The organism is Paenibacillus turicensis (genome assembly GCF_017873435.1).
Classification (GTDB): domain Bacteria; phylum Bacillota; class Bacilli; order Paenibacillales; family Paenibacillaceae; genus Fontibacillus; species Fontibacillus turicensis.
The window spans coordinates 51,539-67,813 of the sequence record NZ_JAGGKG010000016.1; the positions used below are offsets into that span (position 1 = coordinate 51,539).

Genomic DNA, 16,275 nt, shown 5'->3' on the forward strand with positions numbered 1-16,275 from the left:
AAAGTTTATATGAAATTAAGTAAACTAAGCTAAAATGAACCTATGTAAAAGCATAAAAATAATGCGATCGCCCCAGTTGCAATATATTGAAGCGACCGCACTTTAATATTCTAGTCCAAATCCTCCCCGTTACTTTGAATCACCTTTTGATACCAATAAAATGATTTTTTCTTGCTACGCTTCCTGGTTCCTTTTCCTTCATTATCACAATCTACATAAATAAAGCCATATCGCTTACTCATTTCACCTTTAGTCGCACTCACTAAATCAATACAACCCCATGTTGTATATCCCATTAGCTCTACACCGTCTTCTTCCACAGCAGCCTTAAACGCCTTAATGTGCTGTCGTAAATAGTCAATACGATAATCATCCTCTATGTTGCCATTTTCATCAGGTCGATCGATCGCACCTAGTCCATTTTCCACAATAAATAGTGGTTTCTGATAACGATCATACATTACATTTAATGCTGACCTTAATCCTAAAGGATCGATTTGCCATCCCCACTCTGACGATTTCAAATAAGGATTTTTAACCGATTTAAAAATGTTCCCTGCCGTTTCATGAGTAACAGAATCATCCGTGGTGACCACTCTTGAGGAATAATAAGAAAATGAAATAAAATCAACGGTATGGCTTTTTAGAAGTTCAAGATCTCCTCGCTCCATAATGATATGAATATTTTCTCGCTGAAATTTTTTCAATGCGTAGTTGGGATAGGCCCCCCTAGCTTGAACATCAATAAACAGGAAGCTTTCCCGATCCTTTTCGATGGCTTTGGCGTAGTCCTCAGGTCGACAGGAATACGGATAATAGTTTCCACCTGCCAGCATACAGCCGACCTTATTTTCAGGATCAACTTCATGGGCAATTTTAGTTGCGAGCGCACTAGCAATTAACTGATGGTGCACCGCTTGATATTTCACTTGCTGTTCATGATCCTCATCTTCAAAAACCAAACCCGCCCCCAAAAATGGTGCATGTAAAATCATATTTATCTCATTAAAGGTTAACCAATATTTGACCAATCCTTTGTAACGAGTAAATACAGTCTGACAATAGTTCTCAAACAAAGCCACCATTTTACGATTCCGCCATGACCCGTATTTTTTAATCAGCTCCACAGGCACATCAAAATGCGCCAACGTGACTAGTGGCTCAATATTGTATTTCCGTAGCTGTAAAAATATATTTTCATAAAACTTAAGCCCTTCCTCATTGGGTGTTTCTTCATCGCCATTAGGGAAAATTCTTGTCCAAGAAATCGACATGCGGTAAGTTTTAAAGCCCATTTCAGCAAATAACTTAATATCATCTAAATAATGTTGATACATATCAATTGCTTGCTTAGCAGGATAATAATAATTGGGATCAAAATCGAGCATTTTCACTTTGCCAGCCATCACCTCTTCGCGAATTTTACCCATTGGCAATAAATCAACATTAGACAAACCTCTGTTACCTAAGTTATAACCCCCTTCACTTTGGTTTGCCGCCGTTGCTCCACCCCACAAGAAATTAGGATTTAGCCCCATTTATATCACCTCATCTATTTTCTGACCAATTAGTAATACATCACAAGTAAAATCATGCATTCCGATTATTGTGATATTATCCTTTACTGTAGCTGTTACCTCTGCAATTTTTCGTTGCTCAAGCTCAATCAGAGTAAATCGGTAGTGGCTGAGATCAGCGTCTAGCTTTAGTACCGTATTCACAGGCACATAGACCACAACCTTAGATAAATCATCTGTCGTCGCTACAGCAATTTCCTCTGTATTTTTAAGTACAATATCCCATGGCTTTAAACCTGCTAGTTGGTACATCTGGAATATCCACTTCATAAATCCATAATCCCATGCGCCCTCAAATTTAAGTGCAGTTTGCCAATCATAAGGACTATCAAAACCTTCGCCAGTAACGCCAAACCGCTCGCCCTTCTTGTGCCAGCTCCATATTCCATGTGCCCCATAAGTGATCCCAGCAGCTGCCCCTGACAACACACTTTGCCATGCTACCTTTCGCACATCAGAACGACTAAAACGACCATACAGCTGGCGACTATATCCCATCATTTCATAGCAAGGCTCGGAGTTCAGGACAGGCCGAGTAACAGGCTGATTGCTAAAATGCTTCGCTAACGTATACGCCGTGGATTGGAACTGTATGTTATGCCCAGATTGATACATATAGAAGTCTAAATTAGAATCATGAATAAACGACTCTGGTAGTTCAGCAAGCCGGCCTTGAATATGCAAGGTTGTTAAGCATTCTGGGCTACGCTCCTTTATAACATGAAGCGCCGTTTCACAATATTCAGTTGCCCTTTGCGAAGGGAAATCTGTATCACCACTGACGATATAAATTGGATAAAATTTAGAAAATCGATCAGCAACGACATTAACATAAGGCTCAACCGCATCTAGTGGCATCTTTTTGTCATCACGGATTTTAGATGCCCAAGTATCAGGAATGTAATTACACCATAGCAATACAAGTGCAGGCACGAAACCTTTATCGACTGCCATTTGGACCATTTGCTCGGCCCTTGAGAAATAGTCCTCATTTAAGGAGTAAAAATCATACGTCCCATCCTCACATAGCTGAAAAGGCTCATAATTTAACGTACAACCACTAGCATCCCATTGCCGAAGCAGGTTCATTTGCAGCACATTAAAGCCTTGGCTTTTGCGATAATCCAAATAATAGCTCCATTCCTCTAACGTAATATTCGTAAACGCACTCCATATCGTATCCGCCAAGTAGAAAAACGGTTTTCCTTCATTAACAAAATACTTTTTATTGTCTGAAATACTCAGTTTAATCATCATGCTCATCCTTCCTTTATGATAAAAAAACGGCGTGAAACACGCCGTTAGTTCACCTATACTTTTATAAATCTATACGTCACTCTTATGAAGTAACGGGAGCGCCATTTAATCCCTCAATGTTTTCATTCTCTAAGCTTTCTTGTGCTTCTTTTTCTTTAGACAATGCTTGCTTGTCTATCATCTTAAAGAATGGATAGTAAATCAACATACAGATTGGTATCAATACAAGCTGCGCAGCAGCAAGCCTCCAACTTCCTTCAATAAAGCCTAGTGCAAATATCGGTGTACCAAATGCCGGATAAATACCAATTGGTGCAGGTAAGATGCCAATCGTTGTTGCAAAGTACCCCAGGACACAACACACAATAGGTGCTGCGATAAATGGAATCACTAATAGCGGATTTAAAACGACCGGAATCCCAAAAATAAGTGGTTCATGGATAGAAAAGAACGAGCCTGGTAAGCCAAGCTTACCGATTGTTTTCAACTGTTTGCTCTTAGCTAAAAAGACAAGTAGGAGTGCAAAACCTAACATTGGTGCATAGTTCGCATAAATATACCAGAATGCCAAGCCAATGATGTTAGGTAATTCCGCACCAGCCTGAAATGCTTCAAGGTTAGCAAGGTCTAAGCTCATCCAAATCGGCTTAACAATGGCCAAGGTGACGATTGCACCATGAATCCCAAACAACCAAAGTCCTTGCATAATGATTAACGCAATGATTAGCGCTCCTAACGATCCACCTAAGCCTTCTAATGGAACCTGTAGATACGTATAAATAAATTGGTGCACCGTCACAAAAGAGGTCTGCATAAAAATACCCGCAGTGACTACAAAAATAACAGCGACAAGTATGGCTGGAATTAAGCCCGAAAACGTTTTAACAACGGTTGGCGGAACCCCTTCTGGCATTTTAATCGTCCAATTGCGATCCACAATCCATATATATAATCTCGATGCCAACAAACCAACGATCATGGCTACAAATAAACCTTGCGCACCAAGCCATTGAAGTGGAATTGCTCGAACAGTATCAAACGACTGTACTGGTGTAAGAATTAAAAATGAGAGCAAGGCAGTTGCCGCAGGCACCAATGGATCCTTATCAAAGGCTTGTGCAAGACGGTATGCGATAAAAAATACAGCATATAAAGCAATAATTCCTGTCGTCATCGTGGATGCTAGTCCAATAATTCCTTTTACCGGTGCAATAAAGTTCTGATAGGGCTCCCAAGCGATCGCGGAAAAAAGGGTTGAAAAGGCTCCAATGATTAGAAAAGGAAGCGTTGACATAAGTCCGTTGGAGATCGCACTCATATAACGGTTTTGCTGAATTTTGCCCGCATATCTTTGCAGCGTGTGGGATAAATTCTTTTTGTTTTCCATTGTTTTCATCTCCTGCTTTAGATTTAAGTTAGCGCTTTCATTTTGAGTAATATAACTGATATTAAACTCAGTAAAATTAGAGAATTGAATAGTTAGTTGTTTATAGCTTTAGTGCGTCTGAGAGTACCTTCTCCCCGTTCATCATCCCATAATCAATACGGTCAATTACGCTAACCTTAATGCCCTTAGGTTCATATTGACTTTTAAAACTATCTTCTAAATAACCTACTTGCGGCCCAAGCAACAACACATCTGTCTTTTCTACATATTGCTTAAAGGAGCTTTCAGGCACTGCTCTAATCTCAACTTCAATCTTCTGAGCTTCAGCAGACTTTTGCATTTTTTGAACTAGCATACTCGTAGACATTCCCGCCGCACACACTAAAGTAATTTGTTTCATTTTAAATCCCCCCAAAGTATTTATTTTAATTGTTGTTATATTTAGCTTTATTAACGATTCAGAGCTGCTTCATAATTATTCATTCGCTCGTATAGATCCATAATGTGCCCTGCTAAATCCTTGGTTGTAATTGCATTCATTAAATGATCTTGTGCATGTACCATCAGCAACGTAATTTCATAGGTCGTTCCAGCTGCTTCTTGTTGAATAAGTTTGGTCTGAGATTTATGTGCCTGCACTAGCTCCTGGCTGCATTCCTCTAAGGCCTCTTGTGCCTCATCCATTTTTCCTTTTTGGGCTAGGGCAATCGCTTGCAAAGCTTTACTTTTAGCGAAACCTGCATTTGTTATAATTTTCATAATGATTTCCTGATATTCATTCAAAGCCTTCACCTCAATCATGTTGTTTCCTTATGTCTTACGCTCATTGTATCTGATACAAATTGATATCTACACACAATCCTTTTCCGCTACGAGTGGAAAACATAAATACTAAAGTATAGCTAAGTTTAGTTTTATTCTAGTAAAGCTTATGTTTTACAATCATTTGCGCAAATTCATGATACGTATTGCATCTCAAAATATTTTGCACAACCTCTGTATCATCAACAAGTCCCATAAGATGCTGATACATGTTGGAATTTGGTTCTTCCCCACTCTTATCAATACTGAGCAGACAAACAAATTGAACCGGTCGTCCCGACCAATCGATTGGCTTACTCAGTGTACAAATGACCCAAACTGTACAATTGCTTTGAGGAATGATCGGATGTGGAATCGCTACCAAATTGCCGTAGGATGTTGGCGCCGCATTTTCCCTTTCCAACACGAGTCCGATAAACCCTTCAGAAGAACGAATCAATCCATATTCCTGCATTTTGTTGCCAAGAAACGTGATAACTTGCTCCTTCGTAGTGAAGTTTTGTTTAAGAAACACCAGCTTTTCGATAATATAATCAAATTGATAGGATTCGCCATCGTTTAGTAATGTGTTAATTTTATCCATATCTTCGCCGCCAAGAAGCTTCTCGACTACAATGATAGGCACAGCCAAGGGCTGCACAATAGGAACTGTACTCACAACAAAATCAATATTAGTTAAAGAGAAGGTATTCAGCTTGTACAGCTCTGTTGTGCCTACGACTTCTAACCTTTCTCCAAATTTACTCCTCAGCTTATAGTAAAGTAGACGTGCGCTCCCCATTCCTGAGGTGCATACAACTAAACAACGTTTTGGTGTACTATTCATCCTTTGTCTTTCTATCGCGGCACCAATATGAATCGCCAAATAACCCATCTCTGCCTCAGGTAAAACCACGCCAAGCTTACTTTCAATCAATTTAGCCATAATCACACCTGCTTGAAATGCGAAAGGATAGTTACTTTTCACATGCTCCAGCATCGGATTACGAATGCTCATTCCATATTTCACCCGATTCAAGGCCGGTTTTAAATGTAAGCATAAGCCCATAATTAATTCTTGATCATTACTTATTTTGAGTGCTAAATCTCTATCGATTTTAACGAGGATGTCTTTTACTAAAGCATAATTTTCGTCATCCGATCTGATCTCACTATCCCGGCGAATCTCTATGCTGTCTCCTTTTCCAGAAAACCACTTATTCCCAGATAAATGCATAGCGATATAAACCACTTCATCCATAGAAAATGATAATTGCAACGCTTTTCCAATTCGTTCCACGATTTGCCCGGCTGCCTCAATAACTTCAATTAATGCAATTTCGTTTCGATCATCTGGAGATACTGTAACTTGATTGCCTTCGCGAATACGTCTACATGAGATGGCAATATGATTCGCTAGGTTGTTAAACGCAGCATCAGACAAGTTAACACCAAGCTCCTGAATTTGCTCCATGATGATATTACGAATTAACTCCATTTCAACAGAGGATACTATTTTCAAGTCGCTATATATGTCTTCCCTTTGCTTTTGGTCTAAGCCATCTCCCAAGCGATTCATAATAAATTCAGAAATGCAAAACCGCAAATGAACCTCATCGCCTTTAAGCTTAATTCCATAATTGGGGCGCTTATCAATCAAAATCCCGTATTTTGTTAAAGTCTGCTTAACCTCTTTCAAATCATTTTGAACTGTAGATTTGCTGACATAAAGCTCATCTGCCAGTTCTTCAAGCTTCACATACGTTTCTGCTAGCAACAGTCTTCTAATCAAATAATTGTACCGATACTGAGGTGAATTCGAGTCTTGGGCTGGATGGCCTAACGATAACTTCTCCTGTAATATACAAAATCGATCTTGATCTATAATTTTAAGTTCATATCCTCTTGCGCGAACAGGTTGAATGGAAGCTCCATATTGATCTAGTATCCCCTCTAGCTCCCTAATGTCACTACGCACTGTCCGAGAAGTAACTTGGATCAATTTCGCTAGATGCTCACTTTTTAGAGGTCCATCTGCAGCTAAAAGATGCTGTAAAATTGCAATCATACGTGAATTCATTACAGTTCCCCCCTGTCGCTATAACATCATTATTGCCTTCACAACTATTTTTATTAAAGTATGAAATGAAGTTTATACTATATCAAAAAATGATACAACAAATATATAAACTAAACTAAATTAAAAATTTAGATTACAAGCAATAGAGATTTCAAACCTTCTCATTTAATACCAAAAATTTAAGATTGGAAAAATAGCCCTATAATACTGATTTTTTCAACTTAATTGTATTTAAACCTATTTCGATATACTTCTCCTATCATACTCAACTAAAACAAATCTCCTTTTATAGTTCTAAACTAAACTAATTATAGATATAGAATAACATAAACTAATCATATATTTAATATAAATTTAACTAAACAAATGATTGACTGCGCTTTCTCACGATGTTAACATGTCGATATAATATAAATTTTAGTTAATAATCACTTTTAGTTTAGTTTATTTACATTAAATTTTAGTTTTTTACTAAAAGGAGTTGCCACCTATGAAAAAATTTAAATTGGGCTACGCCCCTACTCGCCGCTTTACCTTTAGTGCAGAAGATGCCTTTAAGTATAAGGTGCAAATTCGTCAGCAAATTGAGAGCTTTGGACTAGATATCGATATTGTTGATTTGGAAGGCCTTAATTCAGAAGGTTTACTTTATGATGATCACGTCAATGCGGATTTAATCATTAAGCGATTTAAGGAAGAAGAAGTCGATGCTGTGTTTTTCCCTCACTGTAACTTTGGGACAGAGGACACTGTAGCTCGTGTGGGCAAGGCGTTAGGCAAACCCGTATTGCTCTGGGGACCTCGGGATGAAGCTCCTTTAGAGGATGGCATGCGTTTACGTGATACCCAGTGCGGCATTTTCGCAACAGGTAAAGTATTGCGCCGCTTTAATGTTCCATTTACCTATATCACAAACAGTTGGGTTACTGATCCTGTCTTTGAACGTGGCTTCATCAACTTTATTGCGGCTGCGAACGTTGTACGTCATTTTAAAAACCTACGTATTTTACAAATTGGACCTCGCCCTGCTTCCTTCTGGACGATGATTTGCAACGAAGGTGAATTATTAGAGAAGTTTGGGATTGAGATTCATCCGATCACCCTTGTAGACATTCAGTTACGTAGTAAAAAAATTGCAGCTAGCAACAGCAGTGAACTATTGGAAACGATCGATTACATTAAGGCAACCCTCGATTATAGTGAGGTGACAGAAGACGATATTACCCGAATCGCCGCACTAAAAGTCGCTATGAAATCATATGCACAAGAAACAGGTAGTAGCGCGATTGCCATTCAGTGCTGGTCTTCCCTTCAGGATTCCATGGGCATCATGCCATGCTTAGCCAACGCCATCCTCACCGATGAGCAAATTCCAGTTACGTGCGAAACCGACATTCACGGCGCGATCACATCAATCATGGTTCAAGCGGCTGCGATGCATACCACACCTACCTTTTTTGCAGATATTACCGTTCGTCACCCTGAAAATGAAAATGGCGAGCTCTTGTTCCATTGTGGGAACTTCCCTGTTTCACTTTCTGTTGAAGATAAACCTAAGCTACGTAAGCACTTTTTATTTGATGACCACGCCCCTGGTACACACGAAGGCGAAATTCGTGGCGGCGGCATGACGCTTGCCCGCTTCGATGGGGACAATGGGGAATACTCCATTTTCTTAGGTAAAGCCCATGGAATTCAAGGCCCTTATACTCGTGGCTCCTATGTATGGGTCGAAGTAAACGACTGGCCGCTATGGGAGGAAAAGCTAGTTAAGGGACCGTATGTCCACCATGCGGTAGGGATTCATGCTAATGTCATTCCAGCCATTTATGAAGCTTGTCACTATATCCCTGGTCTAAATCCTGATCCCGTAGATCCAACCATACAAGAAATTGAGCGCTGGTTGCGTGGCTCCGACCTTGTCTCCAAGCCTCAGTCTATAACTCATTCAGTATAGGTCATTCGCTTCTAAACTTTACTTTCACTTCTACTTATGGGGAGGGCACAAAACAATGGATACGCCTCAACTAAAAATTAAAGCAGCACAAATTCGCAAAGACCTACTCACAATCATTCATCGCGCCAAAACAGGGCACACTGGAGGCTCATTAAGCAACACAGATATTTTGACTGCACTTTATTATTCAATTATGAATATTGATCCTGCTCAACCAGATATGGATAATCGTGATCGATTTATTGCGAGCAAAGGACATTCCGTGGAATCCCTCTGGTGTGTACTTGCGGATCTTGGATTTTTTCCAAAAGAAGAGCTACTTACCTTCAGTCAATTTGGTACACGTCTCATCGGACACCCAAACAATAAAGTGCCTGGGATCGAAATGAACACAGGTGCGCTTGGACATGGCTTACCCATCTCCGTAGGAATGGCACTTGCCGCAAAACGAGATGGTGCCTCCTATCGTGTATTTTGCCTCATGGGTGATGGCGAGCAAGCCGAAGGCTCTAACTGGGAAGCGGCGATGGCTGGTGCTCATTACAAGCTAGATAACTTGGTGGGGATCATCGACCGTAATCGATTGCAGATCAGTGGAAGTACAGAGGAGGTCATGGGAATTGAGCCATTAGAGGATAAATGGACTGCTTTTGGCTGGAATGTGGTCTCCATCGATGGCAACGACATGGAGCAATTACTTCAAGCCTTCCGTAATGTTCCTGAAGTACAAGGTAAACCAACCTTAATCATGGCAAATACGGTGAAAGGCAAAGGCGTCTCCTTTGCTGAAAATGTCCCTGCGTGGCATCACCACGTGCCCAATGATGAGGAGCTTACGCTTGCACATGCTGAGCTACAAAGCTACATCGATGAATTAAACGCGAAAGGACAGGTGTAACGACAATGAATAAAATCCCTAACCGTCAAGTCATTTGTGAAACGCTCATGGAATTAGCAAAAACCGATCAGGATATTACCGTTTTAGCGAGTGATTCCCGTGGTTCCGCTGCAATGGCACCATTTGCGAGCACCTATCCCCAGCAATTTGTCGAGGTGGGTATTGCTGAGCAAAACATTGTAGGTATGGCGGCAGGACTTGCTCATAGTGGCAAAAAAACCTTTGTGACTTCTCCTGCTTGCTTCCTCAGTATGCGTAGTATTGAGCAAATTAAGGTTGATGTAGCTTATTCCCGTACCAATGTGAAGCTAATCGGCATTAGTGGTGGTGTAAGCTATGGTGCACTTGGCATGTCCCACCACTCCTTGCAGGATATCGCTGTGGCTCGTGCCATTCCGGGTTTAGCCATCGTGCTACCAGCAGATCGGCATGAGACAAAAAAACTAACGGAAGCCCTAGTTAATTATGACGGCGGCGTATATGTCCGTATTGGACGTAACGCGGTTGAGGATGTGTATGAATCGGAGGAGTATCCATTTGAAATCGGTAAAGCCGTAACTTTAAAGGAAGGTAACGACATTACGATTATCGCTACAGGCGAAACGGTGCGAATTGCGGTTGATGCGGCTGAAGCCTTGAAGGCTGAAGGCATACAAGCAAGAGTGCTTAATATGCATACCATTAAACCACTGGATGAAGCAGCAATAATTGCAGCAGCTAATGAAACAGGAGCAATCATAACCGTGGAAGAGCATAGCATTTATGGCGGTCTAGGTGCCGCCGTTGCTGAGGTTGTCGTCCAACATCAACCTGTGCCGATGAAGGTACTGGGCATTCCAGATGAGCCTGCGATTGCAGGGAAAACAAACGAAGTATTTCAGCATTATGGTATTACAAAAGAAAACATTACTCAAATTGCGCTTGAATTGATAGATAGATAGATAGATAAGGGTGAGTTCAATGACAGGCAAGCAAAAATATATTTTATCCATCGATCAAAGCACCTCAGGCACAAAAACGTTGTTGGTGAATCAACAAGGTGAAGTTATCGCCCGTTCCGCAATGGAGCATAAGCAATTGTATCCACAACCCGGTTGGGTTGAGCATGATCCACTTGAAATCTATGAAAATGTAAAGCAATGTATGCAAAATGTTATGAAAAAAGTGGGAGCTACTTCGGATGAACTTGCTGCTGTGACAATAACCAATCAGCGTGAAACTGCGGTCATGTGGGATAAAGCAACGGGATTGCCCATCCATAATGCGATTGTGTGGCAATGCCAACGGACGGCTGAAATTTGTAGACAGTTAAAGGAAAAGGGTGTGGAAGCACAAGTTAAAGCAAAAACAGGACTACTCATCGATCCCTACTTTTCAGCCACTAAATTTAGTTGGATGCTTGAGCATGTGGAAGGCGCACCTCAATTAGTAAATGAAAACCGACTACTCGCGGGGACGATGGATAGTTGGCTTGTGTGGAAGCTAACAGGTGGGACCTCTCATGTCACAGACTATTCTAATGCGAGCCGTACCTCTTTATTTAACATCCATACCTTACAGTGGGATGAAGAGCTTGGCAATTTATTTGAAGTACCACTCTCTATTTTGCCTAAGGTTCACTCCTCAGACTCCATTGTTGGCTATATGAATGATGAGAGTATTTTTAGTACCGTTTCTAATAACGGATCTAGCCTACCTGTCCCAATCCCAATATCAGGCTTAATAGGTGACTCACAGGGTGCATTGTTTGGGCATTTATGCTTTGAGCCAGGAACAGCAAAGGCGACCTATGGTACAGGGACTTCACTTCTCATGAATGTAGGAACGCAGCCTGTGGATGGTGGGGAAGGACTTGTGACTACGATAGCTTGGGGCGCTGATGGCAAAGTCACCTATGCTTTGGAGGCTGTCATTCGATCGTCAGGGGACAGCATCAAATGGACACGCGATAATCTGGGCTTATTTTCTACATTTGAGGAAATGCAACAGTTAGTGGATAGTCTGCCTTCTAATGAAGGTGTCTATCTTGTACCCGCATTTGTTGGCTTGGGTGTCCCTTACTGGGACCCTTGTGCACGTGCGGCAATTGTTGGCATGACCCGTGGAAGTACAAAAGCACACATTATTCGTGCAGCGCTAGAAAGCACTACTTACCAAATACGTGATGCAGTAGACTTCATGCAGCAGCAATCTGGTGTATCCTTCACAGACTTACGCACAGACGGTGGCGCTTCAGCAAACCGTTGGCTCATGCAATTTCAGGCAGATATTTTAGGACAATCCGTAATCCGCTCTACCTGTCCTGAATTATCTGCCTTAGGCTCTGTTTACCTTGGTGGTGTTGCCGTTGGCTTCTGGAGCGATTACGATCACTTGCCACATGATCAGAACCTATATGAGTTATTTCAACCAACGATGTCGGAGCAGCTACGTGAAAGTAATTATGCTGGCTGGAAAAGTGCTGTGCAATCGGTCGTTACTCAGTAAATTGTGTTAGTTAAAAAAAAGGAATTGCCCTACTCGCCTGCAGACGAGATAAGGGCAATTCCTTTTTAATTATTGTAAATTATTTGCTCAAGTTGTAGAAAGATTTCAAGCCGTGGTATTGAGCCAATTCACCCAATTGATCTTCGATACGAAGCAATTGGTTGTACTTCGCGATACGGTCAGTACGGGAAGGCGCACCAGTTTTGATTTGACCAGCGTTAGTTGCTACAGCGATGTCAGCAATTGTGCTGTCTTCGGATTCACCAGAACGGTGAGATACTACTGCTGTGTAACCAGCACGTTTAGCCATTTCGATTGCATCAAAAGTTTCAGTCAAAGTACCGATTTGGTTAACTTTGATCAAGATAGAGTTACCGATACCATCTTTAATACCTTTAGCTAGACGCTCAGTGTTTGTAACGAACAAGTCGTCACCAACGAGTTGAATTTTGTTACCCAATTTTTCAGTAAGCAATTTCCAACCTTCCCAATCGTCTTCAGAACAACCATCTTCGATTGTGATGATTGGATATTTGTCAACCCAAGAAGCAAGCAAGTCAACGAATTCAGCAGGAGTGAAGGATTTACCTTCGCCTTCAAGGTGGTATTTACCATCTTTGAAGAATTCAGTAGAAGCTACGTCCATACCAAGCAATACGTCTTCACCTGGTTTGTAACCTGCTTTTTCGATTGCTTCCATGATGGAGGACAATGCATCTTCGTTAGAAGTGAAGTTAGGTGCAAATCCACCTTCATCACCTACAGCAGTGTTCAAGCCTTTACCTTTAAGTACAGACTTCAAGCTGTGGAAGATTTCAGCTCCCATACGAAGTGCTTCTTTGAAGGAAGGAGCGCCTACAGGCAATACCATGAATTCTTGAACGTCAACGTTGTTGTCAGCATGAGCGCCACCGTTAACGATGTTCATCATAGGTACTGGCAATTGTTTAGCGTTGAATCCACCAAGGTAAACATAAAGTGGCAAATCAAGAGCATCTGCTGCTGCACGAGCTACAGCCATAGATACAGCTAGAATTGCATTAGCACCCAATTTACCTTTGTTATGTGTACCGTCCAAAGCGATCATCGCTTTGTCGATTCCTAATTGATCAAGTGCGTCCATACCAATTACTTCTGGAGCGATTTTTTCGTTTACATTCTCAACTGCTTTCAAAACACCTTTACCTACGTAACGGTTTTTGTCTTCGTCACGAAGCTCAACTGCTTCATGCGCACCAGTGGAAGCACCAGATGGTACGATTGCGCGGCCGATTGCACCGGACTCTAAATATACTTCTACTTCAACCGTTGGGTTACCGCGGGAGTCTAGGACTTCGCGAGCGTATACGTCAGAAATAATTGTCATTGTATATGTCTCCTTTTGTGGTTAAATTTATCATTATATATTTTACATCAGACTTGTCTTAACTGCTAATCAACATGCTCCAAAACTAGACAAAACATACTATGCATGTGAGTTTTGAGGTCAAGTTGGACGATGACCTACTATTTACTTGCGACTAGCAATCATAGATTCGCCTGTCATTTCAGCAGGCTTAGGCAAGCCCATCAAATCAAGCAAGGTTGGAGCAACGTCAGCAAGGATGCCGCTTTCGCGAAGAACAACATCTTTACTTGTTACGATAAATGGTACAGGATTTGTAGTATGAGCTGTAAACGGACGACCGTTTTCATCAAATACCATATCCGCATTACCATGGTCAGCAATAATGATAACCACGCCACCTTTTGCAGTAACGGCATCTACCACTTTACCAACACATTCATCTGTCACTTCAACTGCCTTTTTAGTAGGCTCTAGCATACCAGAGTGCCCTACCATATCAGGGTTAGCAAAGTTCAAAATGATCGCATCATGCTTATCTGCTTCAATTTCCTTCACACAAGCTTCAGCTACTTCATATGCACTCATTTCCGGCTGGAGGTCATAGGTTGCAACTTTAGGTGAGTTAATCAAAATACGAGTTTCACCTGGAAGCTCTACATCACGTCCACCACTAAAGAAGAACGTAACGTGAGGATATTTTTCAGTTTCAGCAATACGAAGCTGTTTCTTACCATGCTGTACTAATACTTCACCAAACGTATTATCCAAGTTCTTAGGCGAATATGCGACAAAACCGTCTACGGATTCAGCAAACAAGGTTAAGCACACGAAATGCAAGCCTTCTGGGAACTTAGGTCCACGGTCAAAGCCACGGAAATCTTTGTTGGTGAATACATTAGACAATTGGATAGCGCGGTCAGGACGGAAGTTAAGGAAAATAACAGAATCGCCTGATTCCACAAGACCAACAGGTTGATCCTTGTCATCAACGATTACAGTTGGCATTACGAATTCATCAAATACTGATTTTTCGTAAGATTCCTCAACTGCTTTAAGTGCATCAGTATATTTAGGGCCTTCACCATAAACCATTGCACGATAAGATTTTTCTACACGTTCCCAACGTTTGTCACGATCCATTGCATAATAGCGACCTTGTACTGTTGCGATTTTGCCTACACCAACCTCTTCGATTTTAGCAATCAAAGATTTAATGAAGCCAACTGCACTGTCTGGAGCAACGTCACGTCCATCAAGGAAGGCATGAATGTAAACATCCTGCATATCTTCCTTTTTGGCTAGATCAAGCATTGCAAATAAATGCTCAATATGGCTATGAACGCCACCATCAGACAACAAGCCGTACAAATGTAGCTTTTTGCCGTTTTGTTTTGCACTACGAACCGCTGCAACTAATGTTTCGTTGTCGAAAAATTCACCGTCGCGAATGGACTTAGAAATCCGAGTCAAATCTTGATATACGATACGTCCTGCACCGATATTCAAGTGACCTACCTCAGAGTTACCCATTTGTCCTTCTGGAAGACCTACAGCTTCACCGCAAGCAGTTAAAGTGGTGTTCGGGTATTCTTTTAAGTAACGATCGTAGTTTGGCTTATTTGCCTGCGCTACTGCGTTACCTTCGGTTGTATTACGAAGTCCAAATCCGTCCATAATAATTAATGCTACTGGTTTTGGAGCCATCTTACTTTGCCCCCTCAACCAACTGAATATAAGATTCAGGCTGCAAGCTAGCTCCGCCTACCAAAGCACCATCAATGTCGCTTTGTCCCATATATTCCTTCACATTCTCAGGCTTCACGCTGCCGCCGTATTGAATACGAATTTTGTCAGCTACTTCATTATTATAAAGGTCTTTTACTAAGCTACGAATGTAAGCAATTACTTCATTAGCATCTTGAGAAGTAGAAGATTTACCAGTACCAATCGCCCAAATCGGCTCATAAGCAATAACAACCTGTGCCGCTTGCTCAGCGGATAAGCCTTGAAGCGCTGCTGTTGTTTGTACTTTTACAACCTCTTTGGTTTGACCTGCTTCACGCTCTTCTAGCTTTTCACCCACACACGGAATAGGAGTTAATCCATGTTTGAATGCGGCATGAACTTTTTTGTTTACAATTTCATCAGTTTCGCCAAAATAAGCACGACGCTCAGAATGTCCAATAATGACATAATCTACGCCAAGCTCTTTTAACATTCCACCACTGATTTCGCCTGTAAACGCACCTTCGTCTTCAAAATGAAGGTTTTGAGCGCCAATTTTGATTGACGTTCCTTTTGCTGCTTCTACTAAAGCAGGCAAGTTCGTGAATGGTGCACAAATTACACTCTCCACGCCACTAACCTCCGCTTTACCCTTAATGCCTTGGAAAAAAGCAGTTGCTTCAGAAACAGTTTTGAACATCTTCCAGTTTCCTGCAATAATCGGTGTTCTCAATGCGGTTCACTCCTTACTCTATTTA

13 protein-coding genes are annotated in these 16,275 nt (G+C 41.4%); 4 read left to right on the top strand and 9 right to left on the bottom strand.

Annotation, left to right across the window (positions count from 1 at the left end; genetic code table 11):
- Positions 1-110: 110 nt before the first annotated feature.
- The 6 genes from J2Z32_RS15660 to J2Z32_RS15685 form a co-directional block, all read right to left on the bottom strand.
- Complete coding sequence (locus J2Z32_RS15660) at positions 111-1,538, bottom strand: 6-phospho-beta-glucosidase (RefSeq protein ID WP_210090117.1); 1,428 nt, start codon at positions 1,536-1,538, stop codon at positions 111-113.
- Positions 1,539-2,831: a glycoside hydrolase family 140 protein gene (locus J2Z32_RS15665; protein ID WP_210090180.1), complete on the bottom strand. Its 1,293-nt coding sequence runs from the start codon at positions 2,829-2,831 to the stop codon at positions 1,539-1,541.
- 85 nt (positions 2,832-2,916) lie between these two features.
- Positions 2,917-4,221 carry a PTS sugar transporter subunit IIC gene (locus J2Z32_RS15670; protein WP_210090118.1) on the bottom strand — a complete coding sequence of 435 codons (1,305 nt, stop codon included), beginning with the start codon at positions 4,219-4,221 and terminating at the stop codon, positions 2,917-2,919.
- Positions 4,222-4,321: 100 nt separating this feature from the next.
- A complete protein-coding gene (locus J2Z32_RS15675; RefSeq protein WP_210090119.1) occupies positions 4,322-4,621 on the bottom strand; it encodes a PTS sugar transporter subunit IIB in 300 nt (99 codons plus the stop codon).
- Positions 4,622-4,671: 50 nt separating this feature from the next.
- A complete protein-coding gene (locus J2Z32_RS15680) occupies positions 4,672-5,004 on the bottom strand; it encodes a PTS sugar transporter subunit IIA (RefSeq protein WP_210090181.1) in 333 nt (110 codons plus the stop codon).
- Between the two features lie 136 nt (positions 5,005-5,140).
- Complete coding sequence (locus J2Z32_RS15685) at positions 5,141-7,102, bottom strand: BglG family transcription antiterminator (RefSeq protein ID WP_210090120.1); 1,962 nt, start codon at positions 7,100-7,102, stop codon at positions 5,141-5,143.
- A 490-nt stretch (positions 7,103-7,592) separates the two neighbouring features.
- Between J2Z32_RS15685 and J2Z32_RS15690 the strand changes: the two genes are divergently transcribed.
- The 4 genes from J2Z32_RS15690 to glpK are packed head-to-tail and all read left to right on the top strand — an operon-like array spanning position 7,593 to position 12,444.
- Positions 7,593-9,059: an L-fucose/L-arabinose isomerase family protein gene (locus J2Z32_RS15690; RefSeq protein WP_210090121.1), complete on the top strand. Its 1,467-nt coding sequence runs from the start codon at positions 7,593-7,595 to the stop codon at positions 9,057-9,059.
- Between the two features lie 55 nt (positions 9,060-9,114).
- Complete coding sequence (locus J2Z32_RS15695; protein WP_210090122.1) at positions 9,115-9,957, top strand: transketolase; 843 nt, start codon at positions 9,115-9,117, stop codon at positions 9,955-9,957.
- A gap of 5 nt (positions 9,958-9,962) precedes the next feature.
- Positions 9,963-10,898, top strand: a complete 936-nt coding sequence (locus tag J2Z32_RS15700) for a transketolase family protein (RefSeq protein WP_210090123.1) — start codon at positions 9,963-9,965, stop codon at positions 10,896-10,898.
- A 19-nt stretch (positions 10,899-10,917) separates the two neighbouring features.
- Positions 10,918-12,444, top strand: a complete 1,527-nt coding sequence (gene glpK, locus J2Z32_RS15705) for a glycerol kinase GlpK (RefSeq protein WP_210090182.1) — start codon at positions 10,918-10,920, stop codon at positions 12,442-12,444.
- Between the two features lie 79 nt (positions 12,445-12,523).
- Here glpK and eno read toward each other — a convergent pair whose 3' ends face one another.
- The 3 genes from eno to tpiA form a co-directional block, all read right to left on the bottom strand.
- The gene (gene eno, locus J2Z32_RS15710; protein WP_210090124.1) at positions 12,524-13,810 is read right to left on the bottom strand and encodes a phosphopyruvate hydratase; all 1,287 of its coding nucleotides are present in this window, start codon (positions 13,808-13,810) and stop codon (positions 12,524-12,526) included.
- A gap of 144 nt (positions 13,811-13,954) precedes the next feature.
- On the bottom strand, positions 13,955-15,496 hold the full coding sequence (gene gpmI, locus J2Z32_RS15715) for a 2,3-bisphosphoglycerate-independent phosphoglycerate mutase (protein WP_210090125.1): 1,542 nt from the start codon (positions 15,494-15,496) through the stop codon (positions 13,955-13,957).
- Position 15,497: 1 nt separating this feature from the next.
- Entirely contained in the window at positions 15,498-16,250 is a 753-nt protein-coding gene (tpiA, locus tag J2Z32_RS15720; RefSeq protein WP_210090126.1) for a triose-phosphate isomerase, read from the bottom strand.
- Positions 16,251-16,275 lie beyond the last annotated feature (25 nt).

Coding starts and splice junctions, on each gene's coding strand:
- J2Z32_RS15660 (WP_210090117.1), bottom strand. CDS start 1,538: ATGGGGCTAAATCCTAATTTCTTGTGGGGTGGAGCAACGGCGGCAAAC.
- J2Z32_RS15665 (WP_210090180.1), bottom strand. CDS start 2,831: ATGATTAAACTGAGTATTTCAGACAATAAAAAGTATTTTGTTAATGAA.
- J2Z32_RS15670 (WP_210090118.1), bottom strand. CDS start 4,221: ATGGAAAACAAAAAGAATTTATCCCACACGCTGCAAAGATATGCGGGC.
- J2Z32_RS15675 (WP_210090119.1), bottom strand. CDS start 4,621: ATGAAACAAATTACTTTAGTGTGTGCGGCGGGAATGTCTACGAGTATG.
- J2Z32_RS15685 (WP_210090120.1), bottom strand. CDS start 7,102: ATGAATTCACGTATGATTGCAATTTTACAGCATCTTTTAGCTGCAGAT.
- J2Z32_RS15690 (WP_210090121.1), top strand. CDS start 7,593: ATGAAAAAATTTAAATTGGGCTACGCCCCTACTCGCCGCTTTACCTTT.
- J2Z32_RS15695 (WP_210090122.1), top strand. CDS start 9,115: ATGGATACGCCTCAACTAAAAATTAAAGCAGCACAAATTCGCAAAGAC.
- J2Z32_RS15700 (WP_210090123.1), top strand. CDS start 9,963: ATGAATAAAATCCCTAACCGTCAAGTCATTTGTGAAACGCTCATGGAA.
- glpK (WP_210090182.1), top strand. CDS start 10,918: ATGACAGGCAAGCAAAAATATATTTTATCCATCGATCAAAGCACCTCA.
- eno (WP_210090124.1), bottom strand. CDS start 13,810: ATGACAATTATTTCTGACGTATACGCTCGCGAAGTCCTAGACTCCCGC.
- gpmI (WP_210090125.1), bottom strand. CDS start 15,496: ATGGCTCCAAAACCAGTAGCATTAATTATTATGGACGGATTTGGACTT.